Genomic DNA, 20854 nt, shown 5'->3' with positions numbered 1-20854 from the left:
ACGGCGCGGAGGCTTGCAGGACTGTCCGTGTCCTCAGAACCGGAAGCTGAGACGCGCGGAGCCGGAATGTTCAGCCGCCCTGTCGCCCAACTGGCCGGCGTAGTCGAAGCCGAATGTGGCGTTGTCGCTGACGTCCACCGAAAGCCCGGCGCCGAGCACCGCGACGTCCTCAGCGATCGGCGCCCCTTCGACGGTGAAGGCCGCGCCCCCGGCAAGCCGGTTGGTCGAGGTCGGCGTCAGATCGCCGAAGCCGTGGCGCCAGCCGGCCATGGCGGAGACCCGGGCCATGCGGCCCTCGCCGAACAACGCGATTTCCGAAGACGTCCGGACACCCAGCGTCGTGAAGGTCACGTCGGTGGTCGAGCCGTTCACCGTCAGCGCAGAGACGCCGCCGCTTTCCGAATAGCCCTCCATGTCCGTGGAGACGAAGTTCAGACCAGCAAAGGGTTCAAGCTGCAGCCACTTGTCCTGCCCCTCCAGGCGGAAGGCATAGCCGATCTCGCCGAAGGCCTGCGCGGTGCCGGCGTTGGTCGAGCCCTTGAGCCGCTCGCTGATCCCGCCAACCACGACGTTCCGGGTGGTGTCGATGTCGTTCCAGGTGTAGGCAGCACCGCCCGACAGGCGGAAACCGTCAAGCTGCGTGCCGGCGTAAACGCCGATCTGGTAGCTGTCCGCCTGGCTGGAGGACCCCAACGCGTCGACGTCATAGTCGGACGACTGGTAGCCGATGAAGGCGCCGACACGGGCCATGCCGAGCCGGGCATCGGCGCCGAACATGGCGCCGGCGGCCGAGCGGTCGACCCCGAAAGTGGTCGCGGTCGAGTCGGTGGAACCGATCGAGCCATAGGCCCGCATCCAGAGCGCGTAGGCCTCGCCGCCGAGCCCGTCGGGTGCGCCATGGGTGGCGATCTGGATGCCCGGCATCGGTGCGCCGCTTTCCTCGAACGCCTGATTGATGCGGGAGAACACGGTGGTGCCGACAATGTTGGCGTTCTGCGTCAAGCCGCCCTGCATGGAGGCAATCGCCTCGCCCGAAAGCTGGTCGAACGCGTTGCGTGCGCCGTCGTCCGACAGGCCCATGATCTGCTGGACCAGCGGATTGGTGTTCGGCGTGCTTTCAAGCGAGGTCGCGACCGCCTTCTGGTTCGGGGTCCTTGCGACGTCGGACATGATGACGTCGTTGCGCGTCAGCGTCAGGTCGACCGTGGTCGCCGTGTAGCTCAGCGCGGCATCGAGGAAGGCGTAATTGTCGGTGACGCTGTCGAACTCGCCAATGCGTCCGCCATCGGCGGTCAGGATCGTGACGGTCGAGCGACCGGGCACCGTGCCGGCGGTGGTGACGTTGACGGTTCCCGCCAGGGTCGCCGTGCCGTTGACCTTGATCTGGGAGTTGGTGTTGTTGTCGAAGTCCACCATCGTGTAGAGCGCGCTGGTGCTGGCCATATCGAGATCGCCGGTGATCGTCAGCGTCGCGGTCTGGGGGGCGGTCGGCGTGCCGCCATAGCCGGCGATGGCACCCTGCGCGGCGACATGGACATCGCCCGCGACAGTGCCGCTGCCCGACAGCCCGGCCATGCCCGAACCGCCGCCGACATCGAAGCGGTTGGTGCCAGTGCCGAGCGTGCCGTTGACGAGAAGCAAGCCCCGCGAGACCAGCACGTCGCCGGTGAAGCCGGAACTGTCGCCCGTCAGGAGGGCGGCGCCCGTCCCGGTCTTTTCCAGGCCGATGCCGGCCGCGGCCGTGATCGTCGAGCCGATGGTGGCCCCAAGGTTGCCGTCAACATTGAGGAACGCGGTCGTGCCGGAAGCAGGCGCAAGGTCGAGCGTGCCGCCAGACAGCGTATAGCCGTCGGTCTTGAACTGCAGCGTGTCGACCGACTGCGTGCCATCCACCGTGACCGTGCCGGCCGTGCCTGCGAAGACCGCGACCGAGCCGACGGAGGCGCCGTTGATGTTGGCCTCGCCAGGTGCGCCGGTCCAGTTGGTGCCGGTCGTTGACCAGGTGCCAGTGCCGCCATCCACCGTGCCATTCCCGACCGCGTCCGCGCCGTCCCAGAACTGCAGCACCTGTCCGTCGGCGAGCACCACCATGTTCACCTGGCCGGGGATGCCGGTCTGGATCGTGCCGGTGACGCCGCTGAAACCGGTCACGTTGACCGTGTCATAGGCGCCCGACAGCGTGCCGCCATACTGATAGAGCTGGTAGTAGCCGGCGGAGCCCGCCGTCGCATTGAGCGTGCCGGCGAGCGCCAGGTTGCCACCGACCTTGACGAGATCGTTGGACGCCCCGCCAACGATGCCGGCCGCGCCGAGCTCGAACGTGGACGTGGAGCCGCTGTCCAGCGTGAGATCGCCGTTGATGGTGAACGTGCCGGGGCTGGTACCGGCCGACAGGGTCGCGCCCGAGTTGATCGTCACATCGCCGCCGAGCGTGCCGGTTCCACCAAGCGTGCCGCCGGCAATCGTCGTTGTGCCGGTAAAGGCGGAGCCGTCGCCGTTGTAAAGAAGCGTGCCCGCGCCGGTCTTGGTAAGATTGCCCGAGCCCGCGAGGGTGCCGGAGAGCGTCAGCGCGTTGGCCGTTTGGATCGTGCCGGAGCCCGCGCCGATCGTCACGCCGGAGGCGAGTGTGACACCGCTGCCGGTGACACCGAGCGTGCCGCCATCGAGCGTCAGACCGCCCGTGCCGAGATTGGAGCCATCGGCAATCGTCAGCGTGCCCGCCTTGACCGTCGTGGTGCCTGTGTGGGTGCTGGTTCCGGAGAGGATGAGCGTACCGGCACCGGTCTTGGTGAGGTCGCCGGAGCCCGAGATGGCACCGCCAAACGTCGCCCCGCTGCCGCTGATGTCGATGGTGCCTGACCCGGCCGCAAGCGAGATGGTGTTGGCGAGGGTGGCCGAATTGCCCGTGACCGCAAACGTGCCGCCGTCAAGCGTGAGCGCGCTGGCACTCAGGTTGTAGCCGTCCGTGACGGACAGCGTGCCCGCCTTGATCGTCGTGGAGCCAATATGGGTGCTGATCCCGGAGAGCGTGAGCGTTCCGGTGCCGGTCTTCACCAGATTACCGGCACCGGTAATGCCGCCCGAAGCGGTGACCGCATTGTCTTGCGTGTCGATCGTGCCGGTGGTGTTTGAGTTCAGATAGATCGCGTTGTCGATCGTGGCGGAGGCCGTCACCTCGAGCGTGGCGGTCTCGAAGGCGATCGAGTTGGCGCCCAGGTTGTCGTCGCTGGCGATCGACAGGATGCCGCCGCCCAGGATCGTGGTGCCGGAATAGGTGTTGTTGCCCGTGAGGATGAGCTTGCCCGCGCCGGTCTTGACGAGGTCGCCGTTACCGGAAATGACGCCCGATGCGGTGAAGCTCTTTGCGGGATCGGCAACGTTGATCTTCGCCGACTTGTAGTTGTTGATGGTCATTGCGCGCGCGGTGGCGGAGAAATCCGCTCCCGCCTGTAGCGTACCGCCATTGAAGACGATCGCCGAGGAGAGGTCGCCAAGGCTGCCGTCATCCTTGGCGGTCAAGGTGCCGGCGGTCAGGATCGTGTCGCCGGTATAGGTGTTGCTGCCCGAAAGGACGAGCGTTCCCGCGCCGACCTTCTCCAGGTCGCCGGTCCCGGCAATCTGCGATGCGATCTCGGTCGAGACGCCCGCATCGACATTGATCGTGCCGGTCGTGCCCGAGGCGGGAGCGATGTTGAGCGTGCCGCCGGACAACGTATAGCCGTCGGTCTTGAACTGCAGCGTGTCGAAGTCCTGCGTGCCATCCACCGTGACCGTGCCGGCCGTGCCTGCGAAGACGGCGACGGACTTCTCGTAAGGGCCGTTGATGCCGGCGGCACCCGGCGCGCCGGTCCAGTTGGTGCCGGTCGAGGACCAGGTGCCCGTGCCGCCGTCGACCGTCCCGTTGCCGGTCGCGTCGCCGCCGTCCCAGAACTGGATCACCTGGCCGGATCCCGCAACGAAGAGATTGACCTGGCCGGGGATGCCGGTCTGAACCGTGCCCGTGCCGCCGCTGAAACCGGTCACGTTGACCGTGTCATAGGCGCCCGACAGCGTGCCGCCATACTGATAGAGCTGGTAGTAGCCGGCGGAGCCGACGGTGGCGTTGAGCGTGCCGGCGAGCGTCAGGTTGCCGCCGACCCGGACGAGGTCGTTCGACGCCCCGCCGACCGTGCCGGCCGTTCCCAGTTCGAACTCGGATGTGGAACCGGAAAAAAGAAACAGCTCCCCAACACTCAGGGTCCCGGGACTGTTGCCGGCCGAAAGCGTTGCCCCGGACTGGATGCGGACCGTGCCCCCGATCGTTCCCGACCCACCGAGAGCGCCCTCGGCAATGTTCAGGGACCCGCTGAAGCCGGAGCCATCGCCATTGTAGATGAACGAGCCTGCTCCATGCTTGTTCAAGACCCCCGCGCCCGACAGCGCGCCTGAGACAAGCAGATCGGCGTCCCTGTTCTGGATCGCCGCGTCATAGGTGACCTCGAGATCGCGCGTCAACTGGGTGAAGCCGGTCCCGTTGATCTGCAGCAGGCCGGTGTTAAGCGTTATGGCCCCATTCGCCGCGCCGAGATTGGCGTCTGAGGAAACGGAAAGCCTGCCGCCATTGACCGTCGTGCCGCCCGAATAGGTATTGGTGCCACTGAGCGTCAGCGCTCCGGTGCCGGTTTTCTCCAGCGAACCACTGCCGGAAATCACATTCGCGACTTCAATATCGTCCTCCTGGTTAATTTCCAGGCTGCCGGTGACGGCAATGCCGCCGTTAAGAACGGATCCGGTGCCAAGCGAGAGACGGTTGCTGCCGCCGGTGAACTCGATGGCGTTGGCGCGGGTGCCGCTGGTGCCGGAGAGCCCGCCGGAAATCGTGCCATTGTTGGAAATAGATAGCCCTGACCCGATAATACCGGCGCCGCCAGCGGCATCCCCCCGCCCTGCGCCGCCGTTGCCGCCCGCGATGGTGGCTGATGTGTTGTTGGTGACAAACACCCCGGACACGGACGTGGAGAGGCCTGCTCCGCCCGTGCCGCCATAGCCACGGGATCCGTTGGTGCCAAAGGCCCCATGGGCGCCGCCCAGTCCACCCTGACCGCCCGCGCCACCCGTGATGGCGGCATTGTTGGTGATCTCCACGGCAGCATTCACGGCGACGCCATGACCACCTTCGCCACCGCCGCCGCCGCCGCCACCGCCGCCGAATTCTGCGTTGTCACCGCCATTGGCCCCATCGCCGCCGTTTTGCGCCGTCCTGTCACCTGCAATCACTGCCGAGGTGGAGATTGCCGCTCCGTGCGCGCCCCCCGTGCCGCCATCACCGCCGGCGCCTCCTGGAGCACTCGTTGCACCGGTTCCGCCTGCAAAGCCGCCGGCACCGCCACCACCACCACCGCCATTGCCTGCGTTATCTACGCCGGCGGTCCCATTGCTTCCGCCGTTTCCCGCTGTACCGCCGCCGCCGCCGCGCCCTACGATGGAGAAACTGCCGGCTGGGCCTTGTCCACCATCACCACCCCTGCCACCGCCGGCTTGAGCGGTTCCGAGGCCCATGGCGGTCGCAACGGTGAGCGCGGTCCCGAGCAGGAGAGTGGTTCTGAGCCTGCGGGAGGCGCCTGATCGCGCCCGGCCTGCCGTATCGCAAGTCCCGCAAGCCGTTGTTTTCAATGTGTCCATGGATCCCCCTCGGCGCGATGCCATGCGGTCAGGCGCCGGCGTGGCATGGCCGCGGCGCACGTTGTGTCAGCAACGCTCTTTTTGCGCGGGAGACGCGACGGGGTGAATCCCCTGTTCAGGGGTTCTTGTTCGTTTTCAGCCCCTTGCCGAGCCACAGGGCCATCAGGCTGGTGCGACTGGAAACACCATATTTGCGGAAGATCCGCTTCACGTGGTCGTGGGCGCTCTGCGGGCTATGGTTGTTCTGCTCCGCGATCCGTCTCTATGTCAGGCCGAGCAGCAGCCCTTGCAGGACAAGCTGTTCGGTCGGAGTGAGCGGTGTGGAGGCCCAGATGGAAGCATGCCGGTCCGAGGCTCTATAGTAGTTTCGATAGGATGGCCCCTTGAGCCACTCCGGCGTCGCCAGCTCGCTCAGCGGAAAGACCCAGAACGCGCCGGCCAGTTCCACATTGCGCGTGGTGGTGATGTCGGGCTCGCCGTTTTCCATCTCGGCAAAGGCCTGGTCGATTGCCTCACTGGTGACGCCGCAAGGGTTCAGCGTGAACACTGTGCGGGGCCGCCATCCCTTCATCGGACCGCCGCCCGGGCTCCAGTTCAGCCGCACGCAGCCGATCCAGTCCGCGTTCTGGGCATCGATGAGGGCGCAGATCTCTTTCAGCAAAAACCTGCGAGACGCATGGATATCCACCGCGCCGAAGGCGGAAAGGTCGTCCCAGAGCTTGTGGATCTGGTCCAGGCTCGGGGAAGAGCCGTGCATGAAAGGGTCACAAACTGAAGGGAGGCCAGGAGGATGGTGGAGCTGTGTTTATCCGGTTTCCCTATCAAGGTCAGAAGCTTGGCTGCTTGCTACGCTGGCCGGGCGGTCAACACCTGCCGGCATACTCACTCAACATATCTCGGGGTGAGAGTATGGCCCGGCCTGGACCGGGTGAGAGCGCCGGGCAACAGCGCCTCAACCGTTTGAAGCCGGACCGTCTTCCGCAGGCTTGACCTTCGCAGCCGGCTCCCGCCCGGTGCTATCAATCTAGGGGCTATTCAGACTTCGCCGGAGCCCTCACCACAACTGCCTTCCGACACTGCGCTCATTGACGCCTTCGCGTATTCGCTGGTTGCTCAACCCGCGCCACACGGCGCAACTGAAACGGCCAAGGCTCCAATCGCCGCTGGATGAAAGTTCAGTGGCAGGTCAAATCGCCTCAACCAGATGCAGGAGCATCGTGAGCTGCCATGAGCGGCGCGCGGACAACGATGTCGCCGCCGTCAAACTTGCTGCTCTGCGCATCTGGATCAAAGCGTTATGAGTCCGCTTCCTAAGCCGCGCGGATCTTGAACTCGCGAACAAGCCGCTCCTTTGCAACGGGAAGACCGATGCCATAGCCTTGGAGAAACTCGCAGCCGAGCGCGGCGAGAGTCTCCATTTGTGCATCGGTCTCCACGCCTTCCGCAACAACGGGAATGTCGAACGCGCGCGCCAGCCGGATCGTTGCCTCAAGCACATCCCGGCCGTTTCCAGCGCAGTCGGCAGCGGCAACGATCGAACGGTCGATCTTCATGTAGTCGAAGCTGAAGCCGCGCAACATGGCGATGCTGGCAAAGCCGGCACCGAAATCGTCCAGCGCGATCCGCACCCCCCTGCCCTGCAGAAACGCGAACACCTGCTGCGCCCGGTCGGGATCCGCGATCAGCAAGCTCTCGGTCACCTCAAGCACCAGCAGCGAAGGGTCGGTCGCGGTGGCCTTCAACTCGGCCAGAACGCTTTCCGCGAAAGCTGGGTTGCGCAGCTGGACGGGGGAGATGTTCACCGAGACCGGCACACACTGCCAGCCCTTGGCGTCCTGAAGCGCCATGCGCAGCACCTGCAATCCGAGCTTCTCGATCAACCCCGTGCGCTCCGCCAGCGGAATGAACACGTCCGGGCTCACCGCACCGTCCGAAGCGCTCCAGCGCGCCAGCGCCTCCACACCCCGAAGTTCGCGCGTCGCGGTTTCGACGATGGGCTGGTAGACAACCCCCACGCGCCCCCCGTCGATGGCAGCCGAGAGGTCCGCCTCGAGCACGGCCATGCGGTCCCGATCCAGGTCCATCTCCGGCACATAGCCCACCGCCGTGTGCTTTCCCGCGTCCTTGGCCCGGTACAGCGCCACGTCGGCCCGGCGTATTAGTTCCAGCGGGGTAACGCCCGGCTCCAACGTGGCATAGCCAATGCTGACGCCGACATGAAGCGCATGCGCCTGCACGGAAAACGGCGCCACGAAGGCATCGAGAACGGTTCGCGCGACACCCTGCGGGGCGTCCTCGCCCTCAAGAAGAAGCGCGAACTCATCGCCGCCCAACCGCGCCACGGCGACAATCTCGTGATGCACGTCGCGCAGCCGTTTGCCGACCTTCGCAAGCAGCATATCGCCGACGAAATGCCCCCACGAGTCATTGACGTTCTTGAAACCATCGAGATCGAGAAAATAGAGCGTCACCGGCTGGAGAGGTACCTGGTCGCCGGTTATCGCATCAAGCTGGCGGAGCAGGCCGGATCGGTTCAGCGTGTCGCTGAGCGCATCGTGCGTGGCATCATATTGCGCCTTGCGCGCCAGCCGGCGCAGCCGAGACGTCTCCAGCGACCCGGCCAGCAGCACCATGACGAGAAACGCGGCGAGAATGCCGCTTGCAAGCACCAGCATCGGCCGGAGGCTCTCCAGGGCCCTGTTGCCCGGGAGCTCGCTCGGCCAGGACAGGAAGGCGACTTCAGTGCCCTGTCGGTCGGTCAGTGGCAGGTTCAGCTCTTGCGCCACCGGCCTTCGGTGTAACTGCAGCCCCTGGAGACGATGATTTTGGGCGAAGGCGTCGAGCGTCTCCTCATCGAGGAACTTCACGAGCGTCAGAACTGGGTAGATTTCCTGAGGGTCGGCGCCCTCGAAGGGCTGAATGGCCTGCGAACTCACCAGAGCGATCCCATCGCCCGCCTTGAAGACATTGACGACGGCCGACTTGCTCGCATGTCGCACGCTCATCGACTGTTCCATGAAGCCGTCTCCGAAGACAGAAACGGGCTCGAACGGCTTGCCCTTCATGTAGGCGGCCATGATCTTGCCGTCCGGGCCCATGACGACTGCGGCATCGTAGAGAGGATAGTCGGCGGTGGTACTTCCCCAGTTGTCGTAGATCCAGGGCCCGGGGTTCGACGATCCGACGACGGACTGGTAGGCGATGTCCCAGACCGTGTTGTCGCGCGTGATGGACACCATGCGAATTTTCAAGCCGCCAAAGGCCGCCCGCGCGGCACTGAGCGCCCGTTCGTCGTCGATCTTGTTGACGGTCTCGCGCATGGAGATGACCACATGCGAGACGATGAGCGTCAGCAGTATCGCCACGGCAAGGAAGATGGCGGTGACGAGCGAAATCGACAGGATCTGCCGCCTGGAAACCAGTGGCGGTCCCGCTCTTCGCGCATCTTCCGATCGATCACCCGTCTTCTGCACCGACACCATCCACCGCGTTGCGCCTGTTGAACAGATCTTGGCAATAGTACGCAGACTGACGTTACGTAGATTTATACGCAACCAGTCAATTATGCCCTATTCTGAAAGTAAATATGCTCCGTACGGGACAGACACAGCGGTATCGAAGCGCCGGGCCTGGCCGACGTCAGGTCCTTTTCGACATCTGTCCGGCTTGTCGATGCGTGCTGGGTCTAGTCGCCGCCGTTGACTGCCTTGGCCTGCACCACATCACCAACCTTGATGTCGAGCTCCGCGGCCCGTCCGCCCGGGATCTCCAGCACGTAGCGCACGACCGCGCGCGAAGGCACCAACTCCTCAGAAAGCGGCGTGGCATTGCGTGCGATATGGGCGATGCGGCCGGACTTTTCGATGAACAGCATATCGAGCGGGATCAGCGTGTTGCGCATCCAGAACGCCACCTCGCGCTCTTCCTTGAAGTCGAACAGCATGCCCGCGTCGGGGGCAAGCTCAGTGCGGAACATCAGCCCGCGGGCGCGATCGGCCGGCGTTTCAGCGATCTCGACCTCGAACCTGTGCCGCCCCGACGGAGAGACAATGACCAGCGCATCGCGGCGAAGCGCCTCGACCTCCGCGGACTGGGCAAGCGCCCGACCGCCGAGGACCGATGAAAGCCCGGCAAGCGGTGTCGCCACCGAAAAGGCGACGACAAGGGAAAGCAGAAGAAGCGTGACACCGAACCGCCTGCGACGCGGCCAACGATCTTCCGGCAGCAGCGCGCGCATCAATGCGAGGAAGGAATGTGGACGCCCTCGCCATCGGGACGGATCTCGGCGGCCATGCGCCCCTTGGGGCCGCTGCCAAAGCGCACCATGACCGTCTGGCCGGGTCGCAGTTCCGTGACGCCGAAGCGGCGAAGCGTCTCCATGTGGACGAAGATGTCCTCGGTCCCTTCGCCCTGGGTCAGGAAACCGAAGCCCTTGACCCGGTTGAACCACTTGACGGTGGCCAGCTCATAGCCACCTTCCGGGGTGACCTGAACGTGGGTGCGAGAGGGGGGAAGCTGGGAGGGATGAACCGCCGTGCTTTCGTCCATCGACAGGATGCGGAACGCCTGAAGCCCGCGCGTCCCGGGAACCGCCTCGCAGACGACGCGAGACCCCTCATAGGCCGTGCGATACCCGTCACGGCGCAGGCACGTCACATGCAGCAGGACATCGGAACTGCCGTCGTCCGGCACGATGAACCCGTACCCCTTGGCGACGTCGAACCATTTGATCGAACCGGCGACAACGGTGAGATCCGCAGCGGTCTCTCCCGTGTCCGCTTCGTGTTCGGCCCCCGCCGCCTTAGCCCCCAAGTCTTTCATCGTCCACGCCTCTGATACGCCGCAAGCTGGATCCATCTGCGCGACATCGCAAAACCTACGATTCCGCCTTTCAAGGATAACATCCCGAAAGGCTCGAACCAGACCTATTTGCGAAAAAGTGTCACCTGCGCCTTCGATGCAACTCTGTCCGTATTCAAGCGATTCGCAAAGCCTTGGTTAAAAGATGCCTTGCCGGCTTTCCTCATTCCGGCCGTGGCGGACGGTGCGCCGCCCCGTGTTGGCGCCCGCGCCACCCCGACTTTCGACCGGCATCGCATACCTGTGGATGACGGCACGCCTTCCCCCTTGCCCCCTTGAAAAAACCCGCTTATAACCCCGCCACATTGACGGACCGGGCGCCCATCGTCTAGCGGTCTAGGACGTCGCCCTTTCACGGCGAAAACACGGGTTCGAGTCCCGTTGGGCGTACCACTTTCCGGTTATCCGCGGTTCGAGCATGCCTCCCGCGCGACCGTCGGTGCGAAACAGCATACCTTCCCGAGAACACTGATCGACAGAGCGTCTCTCGCAACGACTTTGCGTATCGCCCCCTGCGGCGTTGATTTGCACCAAGGGCGGCGGGTCCGGGCGCGGTCAGCCGCCGGCGATGCCCGTCTCCACCGCCAGCAGCGCCAGCCCCAGCAGCAGCAGCGTCTCGCAAACGACGATGGCGACATGCTTCCAGCCAAGCTGCATCATGTCCTTGAGGTTGGTGCGCACGCCGAGTGCCGAAATCGCGATGACGAGCATCCAGGATGACAGGTCGATGCCTGGCGCAGCGACCGCCTGCGGCACCAGACCGAGGCTGTTCAGCGCCGAGACGACAACGAAGCCCACCACGAACAACGGCAGTCGGATCGCTCCCCCACGGCCACCGGAGCCGCGCGAGATGGCCAGCAGCGCGACGATCAGAACCACCGGCAGCATCGCCACACGCACCAGCTTGATGATGGTGGCGATGTCGCCGGCCTCCGGCGAGATCGAGTAGCCGGCGCCGACCACCTGCGCCACGTCATGCACGGTTGCCCCGATCATGAAGCCGCTTTGCGTGTCCGCCAGCCCCAGGAAGGCAAAGAGGATCGGATAGGCGATCATGGCCAGCGTGGACAATGCCGTTACAGAAACGACCGTGAACAGCGTGTTGCGCTCGCTGTCCTTGTCGGGCGGGATCGTCGCGGCCAGCGCAAGCGCCGCCGAGGCACCGCAGATCGCTACCGCACCGCCGGTCAGCAGGCCAAAGCGCCAGCCCCTGCCGAAGATCCGGGCGCAGACAAAACCGCTGGCGATTGTCGCAGCCATCAGTCCCAGCACGGTGAGAAACGTCCAGGGGCCCAGCGCGACCACATCACCGGCGGTGATGCGCAGGCCGAGCAGCACGATGCCGGCGCGAAGCAGCGTCTTCGAGGCCGTTTCGAGCCCGGAAGCGAAGCGGGGGTCGTCGGAGAGAAAATTGAACGCCATGCCGATCAGCAAGGCGAACAGCATCACCGGTGCGCCGTAGTGCTCGCTGAGAAACTTGGCGGCCGTGGCGACCACGAGCGCAAGAAGCACGCCCGGAAACAGGGGCGCGAGGCTGCTGCGCACCCGCGTGGGGGAAAGAAAGGTCATGAAGGTCGCCGAAGGTTGCGATGCGAAGGGAATGGAATGCTCGCCAAGGCGTCGCCAGGAGCAATCCGCCGCCCTTCATACCAGATTATTCGAACGCTATTCCAGCAACCAGGAATTTGACGCGCCATTTCGCCCTGATGCACGCATGTCGGCAGCGGCCGGCGCGCATCCTTTATTACTAAATCAAATTTGCAAATTCAGACGTGCGTTTGCGAAATGCGAATCTGGCGACGCTCGCCCATTTCCGATTTGCATCACCCACTGACGGCGACGTCCCGGATGACACACGAAACGACGCAGAACACACAAAAACCGCAAGATCGGCCAACTGGCACGCTTCTTGGAAGTAATCTTGCAAGCGCAAGGCAATGTGCGGCGGAGGGTCAGCCCGCCAAACATAAGCAGCGCCAAGGAAACCGCGACCGCCCCATCGGCCAAACCAGATCGCGGATCCCGATCACCTATCGCGCCTGCCAGGGTCCCCCATTGCCATCTCCCCCACCCCGGATGGCCCTACCTGGCAGGCGCACCTTACTTCCAGGATGCTCATAGTCTCACCAGGCAGACCACCGCCTGCCGTGCGCCGCAGGCGGCCGCCGGTGGATCGTCGCGAAAGCCTCTCCCCGCCACTTGCCGCACCGATTGTTCGTAACTACGCTCGCAACGTTTGATTGCGAAATTCCCCCGTGCGAACTTCGGATCTGGATGGACCATCACTACGCCCACTCGGTCGAGAACGAGAGCCCGGAGCACCGGCAGCGGCTCGACGACCACCTGTCTCAGGTCGCCTCCCTGTCCCGAGACTTTGCCACGGCGTTCGGCGCGGAGCGCGCGGCCGAACGCGCCGGTCTCCTGCACGATCTCGGGAAATACACGCCGGCCTTCCAGCGCTACATCCGGGGAGAGAGGCGCACCGGCGGCAAGGGACCGGACCACTCGACCGCCGGAGCGGTCGAGGCGCTCGCGCGCTCGCGCGCGGTGCCCGAGAGCTGGATGGCGTGGCTTGTCGCTCATGCCATCGCAGGGCATCACGCCGGCCTTGCCGACGGCGCGGATCTCGCAGGCCCGAATGGCCGGCTGGCGAAGGCGCTGGAGCCGCTCGACCCGCTTTGGAGACAGGAGATCGAGCCCGACGACGGCGCGCTCTGGCCGTCAGGCTTCCGCGCACATGAAGACCGAGCTCGCCATGGGTTCCAGCTTTCCGTGCTCGGGCGCATGATCTTCTCGTGCCTTGTCGATGCCGACTACCTCGACACCGAGGCCTTCTATGCCTCGGTCGCGGGCTGGACGCCCGACCGCAATTTTCCAGAGCTCACGACCGTCATCGACACGCTGCGGGCCCGCTTCGACGGCTGCATGAAGGCCAAGATGGCGGCTGCGGAGCGCACGCCGCTCAATGCACTCAGGGCCGACATACTCGCTCATGCGCGCGGCAAGGCGGAGCTCCCCCCGGGCCTCTTCACCCTCGACGTTCCAACGGGGGGCGGAAAAACGCTCGCCTCGCTCGGCTTCGCCCTCGATCACGCCAGGATCCATGGCCTCTCGCGCATCATCTATGCCATTCCCTTCACCTCGGTGATCGACCAGACCGTCGGTGTATTTCGCGAGGTTCTGGGCCAGGAGACGGTTCTGGAGCATCACAGCGCCATCGACGCCGAACAGGCGCCACGCGACGACGACCGCTTCGGAAAGAGCAAGCTCCGGCTTGCGATGGAGACCTGGGCCGCACCCGTTGTGGTCACAACGAACGTGCAGTTGTTCGAAAGCCTGTTCGCCGCACGGCCGTCACGGTGCCGCAAGCTCCACAATCTGGCCCGCTCGGTGATCGTTCTCGACGAGGCCCAGACCATTCCGCTGCATGTGCTGCGCCCGTGCGTCGCCATGCTCGACGAACTGGCCCGAAACTATGGCGCGACGGTCGTGCTATGCACCGCAACCCAGCCAGCGCTCGGCCGGCCGGGGTTCGGCGGCGGCCTCGCGCTCGAGCCGGAACGCGAACTGGCTCCCGATCCGCCCGGCCTTCACCGCAAGCTTGCCCGTGTCGCGCTTCACCGCGCGCACGAGCCGATGAGCGATGCGCAGATCGTCGCCGAGCTTGCCTCCGTCGCGCAGGGACTGGTCATCGTCAACAGCCGCAGCCATGCGCTCGCGCTCTACCGGGAGGCCGATGCCGTCGGCCTCGACGGACTGGTGCACCTGACAACCCGCCAGACGGCGCGCGACCGGCAGGCCATTCTGGCCGAGGTCCGCAGCCGGCTCGACCCGAGCCATCCCCTACCCTGTCGGCTGATCGCAACCTCGCTCGTCGAGGCCGGCGTCGATATCGACTTCCCGCGTGTCTGGCGCGCGGACGCCGGGCTCGACCAGATCATGCAGGCCGCCGGCCGTTGCAACCGCGAAGGCAGAAGACCGAAGGAGGAGAGCCTCGTCACCGTGTTTCGCCCCGCCAAGGCACGGTCTCCGCGCGAGATCGAGGGCTTCGCCAAGGCGCTTGCCGCCGTTGCCCCGAAGCATGACGACCTGCTGGGGCCGACGGCGATCGCCGCATATTTCGAGGAAGTCTACTGGCGCAAGGGCGATGCGCTCGACCGCGACAGGATTGTCGAGGCCTTCCGCATCAGCGCGACAACGCCGGACCTCGCCTTTCGCAGTGTGGCGGAGCGCTTCCGCCTGATCGAGGAGACCATGCTTCCGGTCATCGTCGCGCGGGACGCCGCCGCACGGCGCACGCTGGAGGCACTCGAGGCCGGCCGTCTGTCGCCGGGAGCCGCGGCGCGCGCGCTGCAGCGTCATCTGGTGCAGGTGCCGCAGCCGGACCGAAACCGCCTCGTCTCCAACGGACACGCCGCCTTCGTGCCCGGCTTCGAGAAACAGTTCGCCGTGCTGACGACGGAGCATTTCTACACGCGGGAAACAGGCCTCGTCTGGGAGCGGGCGGATGAGCTGGGGCTGGAAACTCCTGTCGTGTGACTGTTTGTTTCAAGATCGACAGCAACACCCTTTGATTGAATTTGACTGTCTCGATGACCTTTTGAGTCGTGCGGCCACACCCGCGATTGCGACTGACATCAAGCCTTGACGGAGGAACACATGGCATACGGGGTTCATCTTCTGGTGGAAGGGCCGTACGCCTGTTTCACCAGGCCCGAGATGAAGGTCGAGAGGGTCTCCTACGATACGTTGACGCCTTCGGCCGCACGCGGGATTCTCGAGGCCATTCACTGGAAGCCGGCGATCCGCTGGGTGATCGATGAGATCAGGGTGCTGAAGCCTGTCCGCTTTCAGTCGCTCCGTCGCAACGAGGTCGGCACCAAGGCGCCCGTGGGCAAGATCCGGTCCGCGATGAAATCGGGAGCGATCGGCGATCTCGTCCTCGTTGCGGATGAAAACCGCCAGCAGCGCGCGGCCACCGTGCTGAGCGACGTCTCCTATGTCATTTCCGCCCATTTCGACCTGACCTCCCGCGCCGGCCCCGACGACAGCGTCGGCAAGCATCTCGACACGTTCAACCGACGTGCGCGCAAGGGGCAGTGCTTTCACCAGCCCTGCCTCGGAACGCGGGAATTCGTCGCCGACTTCCGGTCCATCGACGCGGACGGCGACCTCCCGCAGCCGCGCGAGGAAGACCGGACGGCGGGGCTCGGCTACGGCGAGGCGCGCGATCTCGGCTTCATGCTGTGGGACATCGACCATGCGGCGGGGGGCGAAAGCCTGTTCTTCCGTGCCCGTCTTGAGAACGGCGTCATCCGCATTCCGCAACCCGGCTCGCCGGAGATCCTGCGATGACCGTCCTCTCCGCGCTTTCCGACGCCTATGAGCGCCTCGCCAGCAGAGGTCAGGTACCGCCCTTCGGCTACAGTCAGGAGAAGATCGGCTTCGTCATTTCCCTTACGCCCGACGGCCGGCCGGCGATCGAGCCCGCGGACCTGCGCCAGGGCGAAGGCCGCAAGCGCCAGCCGCGCATGCTGGCGGTTCCAAAGCCGGTGAAGCGAACCTCGGGCATCGCGCCGAACTTCCTGTGGGACAAGACGGCCTATGTGCTCGGCGTGACGGCGGGCGAAGGCAAGCGGACCGCCGACGAACATGCGGCTTTCGTGGCGCGGCATGCCGAGTGGCTCTCGGGGACCGACGATCCCGGCCTGCGTGCGTTCCTCGCCTTCCTCGACCGATGGCGCCCCGAGCATTTCGAGGAACTCGCCTGGCCGGACGACATGAAAGACCAGAACATCGTCTTCGCTCTGGAGGACGAGCGACGGCGCAACGTGTTCCTGCACGACCGGGCGGCGGCCCGCGCGATCTGGTCACGACTTCAGGGTGAAAGCGAGGGCGCGCAGGCGGTGTGCCTGGTCACCGGCGAGCGCGGTCCCGTCGCCCGGCTCCATCCGGCCGTCAAGGGCGTATGGGGTGCGCAATCCTCCGGCGCCTCCATCGTGTCATTCAATCTCGACGCCTTCACCTCCTATGGCCACGAGCAGGGCGAGAATGCGCCGGTCTCGGAACAGGCCGCCTTCGCCTATGTTACCGCGCTCAACACCTTCCTCGCCCGCGACAGCGGCCACCGCATCCAGATCGGCGACGCCTCGACCGTGTTCTGGGCCGATGGCAGCGGCGCCGAGGTGGCCGAGGCGGTGTTCGGCAGCCTCGCCGGTGAAAGCTATTCTCCCGACCAGTTGGCGATGTTCGCCTCCGCCGCCGAGGTCGACGAGGCGGTCGAGGCGGCGAAGGTGGGCCGTATCCTTGGGATGATCCGCGACGGCCGGCCCGTAGCCGAGCTTCGGCCGGATCTGCCGGAAGGCGTGCGCTTTCACGTGCTCGGTCTCGCGCCCAATGCCGCGCGACTGTCGATCCGTTTCTACGTGGAGGATGACTTCGCGGTGCTGGCGGAGCGATATGCCCGCCATCTGGAGCGGCTGCGTGTCGCCCCGCCGGCGAAGGATCCGGCGCCCTCCATGTGGCGGCTGCTGATCGAGACGGCGACGCTGCACAAGACCGACAACATCCGCCCCAATCTCGCGGGCGACTGGCTACGGGCGATCCTCACCGACGCGCCCTACCCGCTCACGCTGATGGCGAGCGTGCTGGAGCGCCTGCGCGCCGACGGCGACGTCAACGCCTTGCGCGTCGGCATTCTCAAATCGGTTCTGATCCGCAATTTCGCGAAATCGTTGAAAGGGGAGGTTCCCGTGTCACTGGACAAGGACTGCCACGAACCCGGCTATCTGCTCGGCCGGCTCTTCGCGCTCTACGAGAAGGTGCAGGCGGACGCGCTGGGGCGCAACGTCAACGCAACCATCAAGGACAAGTACTACGGCGCGGCTTCCGCCCAGCCGCGCAAGATCTTCCCCTATCTGGAAAAGGGCTCGGCGCCGCACCTGTCGAAGATCGGCAAGCAGCGCCCTGGCCAGAAAATCGCGCATGAGCGGCTGATCGGCGAGATCATGGACATGATGAGCCCGGAGGAAGACCCGTTCCCCGCACGGCTGCCGGACCGCCAGCAGGCGCTCTTCGCGCTCGGCTACTACCACCAGCGCAGTGATTTCTTCCGCAAGTACGACACGACAGGCGCGGCCGAGGATGCCGCAGAGGAGGCCTCCGCATGACCGCTCTCGCCAATCGCTATGACATCGTTTTCCTGTTCGACGTGATCAACGGCAATCCCAACGGCGATCCGGACGCCGGCAACCTGCCGAGAATGGACCCGGAAACCAACATGGGGCTCGTCTCGGACGTCAGCCTGAAGCGCAAGGTCCGCAACTTCACCGAACTCGCCCGAGGCGACGAGCCCGGCTACAGGATCTATGTCCAGGAAGGCTCGATCCTCAACGAGAAGCACCGCGAAGCATACCAGGCACTGCGCGGCGACAGCGAAAAGCTCATGAATGAGGCCAAGCTCAACCCGAAGACCGAGAGCGAGGCCCACGCGATCACCGCGTTCATGTGCGAGAACTTCTTCGATGTCCGCGCCTTTGGTGCGGTGATGAGCACAGGCATCAACGCAGGCCAGGTTCGCGGGCCGGTTCAGGTTGCCTTCGCGCGCTCCCTCGAGGCGATCCTGCCGCTGGAGATCTCGATCACGCGCATGGCCGCAACGACCGCCAAGGAAAAAGAGACCCGCGAGAAAGACGGCGAAAGCGACACGCGCACGGAAAACCGGACGATGGGTCGCAAGCACATCGTCCCCTACGGGCTGTACCGGGCGCATATCTTCGTCAATGCCAAGCTGGCGGAGCGCACGGGCTTTTCCCAGGCCGACCTCGAGCACCTGTTCTCGTCCCTGACGACGATGTTCGAGCACGACCGCTCTGCCGCGCGCGGCGAAATGACCACCCGCAAGCTCATCGCTTTCAGGCACGACAGCGCCCTTGGCAACGCGCCCGCCCATGCGCTGTTCGACAGGGTCAGCGTCAAGCGCGTCGTCGATGGCGAGCGGTATCCGCTCGGCGACCGTCGCCTCGACAATCAGCGGCCGGCGCGCGCCTTTTCCGACTATGAGGTCGCAATCGACCGGGAGGGTCTGCCCGACGGCGTGGAGGTGCTGGAACTGGTGTAGGAGAAGTGGGCGTGGAACCGGCCGCGCCCATTCCCCTGTCGGCGTTGCAGCATGCCGTTTTCTGTCTCAGGCAGGCGGCGCTGATCCATCTGGAGCGCCTGTGGGCCGAAAACCGCTTCACGGCCGAGGGGCAGGTGCTGCACGGGGTCGCCGACCGGCCGGGAGGGCGGCGTGCCCGCGGCGTGCGGCGCGTGCAGGCGCTGCCGCTCGCGAGCCAGCGCCTGGGCGTCGCCGGCATCGCGGACCTGGTCGAGTTCCACGACACCGGCCCCCACGAGACGCCCTATCCGGTCGAGATCAAGCGTGGAAAGGCCAAGCTGCACCGTGCGGACGAGGTTCAACTGTGCGCGCAGGGGCTGTGCCTGGAGGAGATGACCGGCAGGGAAGTGCCGGCGGGCGCGCTCTTCTATGCCGAGCCGAAACGCCGGCTCGAAGTGCCCTTCGACGCCGACCTTCGCGCGCTGACGGAGGCGACCATCGCCGATCTACGCGCCGTTTTCGAAAGCCGGCGCACGCCGGCGGCCGTCTATCGGGCCGACCGCTGCCGGGCCTGTTCCCTGCAGGAGCTCTGTCGGCCGAAACACTGCGCAAAACCCGTTCTGTCCTGGCGGACACGCCAGATCGCCGACCTCCTGCAACCGGAGCCCGGGCCGTGAGAAAGCTGCTCAACACGCTCTATGTGACGACCGAAGGCGCCGCGCTGCGCAAGAACGGGGAGAACCTGGTGGCCGAGGTTGAGGGAACGGAGCGCGCGCGCGTGCCGTTCCACATGCTCGGCTCTGTCGTGACGTTCGGCCCCGTGCTCGTATCCCCAACCCTCATCGGAGCCTGTGCGGCAGCGGGGATCGCCATCGTCCTGCTTGACCGGGTCGGCCGCTTCCAGGCCCGCATTGAAGGCCCGGTCGCGGGCAACGTGTTGCTGCGCCGGGCGCAATACGCGGCGTCCGAGGATCCCGACGAGATCGTGCGCGGCATCGTCATCGGCAAGATCGCAAACCAGCGGAGCGTCCTGCGGCGGCATCTGCGGGACCACGGCGCGGAGACAGACGCGGCGTCGATGGCGGAGCTTGAGCGGGTGTGCGAACGCATGGCGCAGATCCTGGCGCGCCTTGACGCCGGCCTCTCCGGGATCGAGCTGCTGCGCGGAGCAGAGGGCGAGGCAGCGCGGCTCTATTTCTCCGTCTTCGATCAACTTGTTCGTTCGCCGGACGAGCAGATCCGCTTTAAGGGCCGGTCCCGGCGTCCACCGCTCGATCCGGTGAACGCGCTGCTGTCATTCCTGTACACGCTGCTGACACACGATTGCCGCGCCGCGGCGGAAAGCGTCGGTCTCGACCCGGCGGTGGGTTTCCTGCACCGCGACCGTCCCGGACGTCCCAGCCTTGCGCTCGATCTCATGGAAGAGTTGCGGCCGGTTCTCGCCGATCGTCTGGCGCTGTCGCTGCTCAACCGCCGCCAGTTGCGCGCCCGAGACTTCGAGCAGCGCGACGGTGGCGCTGTCTGGCTGACGGAAGAGGGCCGCAAGACGGTTCTTGCCGCCTGGCAGGAGCGCAAGCGCGACGAACGGCTGCACCCCTTCATCGAGGAAAAGGCTCCGCTTGGCCTTGTTCCCTATCTGCAGGCCCAGCTTCTATCCCGCCACCTTCGCGGCGATCTGGAGGCCTACCCACCCTGGTTCTGGAAATAGGAGAGATACATGCTGGTTCTGGTCACCTATGATGTGAGCACGACAAGTGCCGGCGGCGCCGGCCGGCTTCGGCGTGTGGCCAAGGCCTGTCGTGATCACGGCCAGCGGGTGCAGTATTCCGTGTTCGAGATCGAAGTCGACCCTGCCCGCTGGACAAGGCTGAAGGCGCGACTGGAAGAGATCATCGATACGCAAACGGACAGTCTGCGGTACTATCATCTGGGGTCCAATTGGCAGCGCCGGGTGGAACATGTCGGAGCCAAGCCCGCCGCGGACCTGAACGGCACCCTGATCGTCTAGCGCCGTGACAAGCCCTGGTGCGAACCGCAAGCGTGTCGCAAAACCCCGGGAGGTTCGCACTTCGGCCAGATCTTTGAAATATCTGACCAATTCCTTATCGACCACACTCCGCAGCACGTCGGCGGCCTCCGAAGCCGGGAGGTTCGCGAATCCACCTCTGTTTTCTCAGGAAAACGAGTGTGTTACGACACCCCCGGTCGCTCCCTTCGCGGGAGCGTGGATCGAAA

At 65.4% G+C, this 20854-nt stretch carries 15 protein-coding genes, 1 tRNA gene and 1 CRISPR repeat array (1 of these 17 only partly in view); of the genes, 10 read left to right on the top strand and 6 right to left on the bottom strand.

Going from position 1 to position 20854, the window contains the following annotated elements:
• Positions 1 to 33 precede the first annotated feature (33 nt).
• The gene (locus ACSLUQ_RS04840) at positions 34 to 5136 is read right to left on the bottom strand and encodes an autotransporter domain-containing protein (protein ID WP_461807836.1); all 5103 of its coding nucleotides are present in this window, start codon (positions 5134 to 5136) and stop codon (positions 34 to 36) included.
• 9 nt (positions 5137 to 5145) lie between these two features.
• Here ACSLUQ_RS04840 and ACSLUQ_RS04835 point away from each other — a divergent pair, with 9 nt between their 5' ends.
• Positions 5146 to 5604 (top strand): hypothetical protein, encoded by a 459-nt coding sequence (locus ACSLUQ_RS04835; RefSeq protein WP_417774248.1) that lies wholly within the window; start codon positions 5146 to 5148, stop codon positions 5602 to 5604.
• A 319-nt stretch (positions 5605 to 5923) separates the two neighbouring features.
• Here the strand turns inward: ACSLUQ_RS04835 and ACSLUQ_RS04830 are convergent, their stop codons facing one another.
• The 4 genes from ACSLUQ_RS04830 to ACSLUQ_RS04815 all read right to left on the bottom strand — a co-directional run bounded on the left by ACSLUQ_RS04830 (position 5924) and on the right by ACSLUQ_RS04815 (position 10482).
• Positions 5924 to 6418: a hypothetical protein gene (locus ACSLUQ_RS04830; protein WP_461807835.1), complete on the bottom strand. Its 495-nt coding sequence runs from the start codon at positions 6416 to 6418 to the stop codon at positions 5924 to 5926.
• Positions 6419 to 6971: 553 nt separating this feature from the next.
• On the bottom strand, positions 6972 to 9134 hold the full coding sequence (locus tag ACSLUQ_RS04825) for a bifunctional diguanylate cyclase/phosphodiesterase (protein ID WP_461807834.1): 2163 nt from the start codon (positions 9132 to 9134) through the stop codon (positions 6972 to 6974).
• Between the two features lie 212 nt (positions 9135 to 9346).
• Positions 9347 to 9898, bottom strand: coding sequence for a DUF192 domain-containing protein (locus ACSLUQ_RS04820; protein WP_461807833.1), 552 nt, complete (start codon positions 9896 to 9898; stop codon positions 9347 to 9349).
• A complete protein-coding gene (locus tag ACSLUQ_RS04815) occupies positions 9898 to 10482 on the bottom strand; it encodes a cold-shock protein (RefSeq protein ID WP_417774244.1) in 585 nt (194 codons plus the stop codon). The genes ACSLUQ_RS04820 and ACSLUQ_RS04815 overlap by 1 nt, the downstream gene beginning before the upstream one ends.
• Positions 10483 to 10838: 356 nt before the next feature.
• Between ACSLUQ_RS04815 and ACSLUQ_RS04810 the strand changes: the two genes are divergently transcribed.
• Positions 10839 to 10914 (top strand) — tRNA-Glu (locus ACSLUQ_RS04810).
• Between the two features lie 162 nt (positions 10915 to 11076).
• Here the strand turns inward: ACSLUQ_RS04810 and ACSLUQ_RS04805 are convergent.
• Positions 11077 to 12090 carry a YeiH family protein gene (locus ACSLUQ_RS04805; RefSeq protein ID WP_461807832.1) on the bottom strand — a complete coding sequence of 338 codons (1014 nt, stop codon included), beginning with the start codon at positions 12088 to 12090 and terminating at the stop codon, positions 11077 to 11079.
• Between ACSLUQ_RS04805 and ACSLUQ_RS04800 the strand changes: the two genes are divergently transcribed.
• The 8 genes from ACSLUQ_RS04800 (at position 12089) to cas2 (ending at position 20627) form a co-directional block, all read left to right on the top strand.
• Positions 12089 to 12355 carry a hypothetical protein gene (locus ACSLUQ_RS04800; RefSeq protein ID WP_461807831.1) on the top strand — a complete coding sequence of 89 codons (267 nt, stop codon included), beginning with the start codon at positions 12089 to 12091 and terminating at the stop codon, positions 12353 to 12355. The two genes, ACSLUQ_RS04805 and ACSLUQ_RS04800, sit on opposite strands and share 2 nt — an antisense overlap.
• Positions 12356 to 12795: 440 nt before the next feature.
• Positions 12796 to 15060 (top strand): CRISPR-associated endonuclease Cas3'', encoded by a 2265-nt coding sequence (locus ACSLUQ_RS04795; protein ID WP_461807830.1) that lies wholly within the window; start codon positions 12796 to 12798, stop codon positions 15058 to 15060.
• A 120-nt stretch (positions 15061 to 15180) separates the two neighbouring features.
• A complete protein-coding gene (cas5c, locus tag ACSLUQ_RS04790; protein ID WP_461807829.1) occupies positions 15181 to 15876 on the top strand; it encodes a type I-C CRISPR-associated protein Cas5c in 696 nt (231 codons plus the stop codon).
• Positions 15873 to 17690 carry a type I-C CRISPR-associated protein Cas8c/Csd1 gene (cas8c, locus tag ACSLUQ_RS04785; RefSeq protein ID WP_461807828.1) on the top strand — a complete coding sequence of 606 codons (1818 nt, stop codon included), beginning with the start codon at positions 15873 to 15875 and terminating at the stop codon, positions 17688 to 17690. Before cas5c ends, cas8c begins: the two co-directional genes overlap by 4 nt.
• Positions 17687 to 18640, top strand: coding sequence for a type I-C CRISPR-associated protein Cas7/Csd2 (cas7c, locus tag ACSLUQ_RS04780; protein ID WP_461807827.1), 954 nt, complete (start codon positions 17687 to 17689; stop codon positions 18638 to 18640). Before cas8c ends, cas7c begins: the two co-directional genes overlap by 4 nt.
• Positions 18641 to 18651: 11 nt before the next feature.
• Positions 18652 to 19296, top strand: a complete 645-nt coding sequence (gene cas4, locus ACSLUQ_RS04775; protein ID WP_461807826.1) for a CRISPR-associated protein Cas4 — start codon at positions 18652 to 18654, stop codon at positions 19294 to 19296.
• A complete protein-coding gene (cas1c, locus tag ACSLUQ_RS04770) occupies positions 19293 to 20327 on the top strand; it encodes a type I-C CRISPR-associated endonuclease Cas1c (RefSeq protein WP_461807825.1) in 1035 nt (344 codons plus the stop codon). Before cas4 ends, cas1c begins: the two co-directional genes overlap by 4 nt.
• Before the next feature lie 9 nt (positions 20328 to 20336).
• Entirely contained in the window at positions 20337 to 20627 is a 291-nt protein-coding gene (gene cas2 / locus ACSLUQ_RS04765) for a CRISPR-associated endonuclease Cas2 (protein WP_461807824.1), read from the top strand.
• Between the two features lie 196 nt (positions 20628 to 20823).
• A CRISPR array of direct repeats spans positions 20824 to 20854; the repeat unit is 32 nt (it continues 266 nt past the right edge of the window).

The sequence above is a fragment of the Stappia sp. ICDLI1TA098 genome (assembly GCF_054880955.1).
Note: the sequence above shows the minus strand (reverse complement) of the source record. Positions and strands in the feature narration are given on the sequence as shown.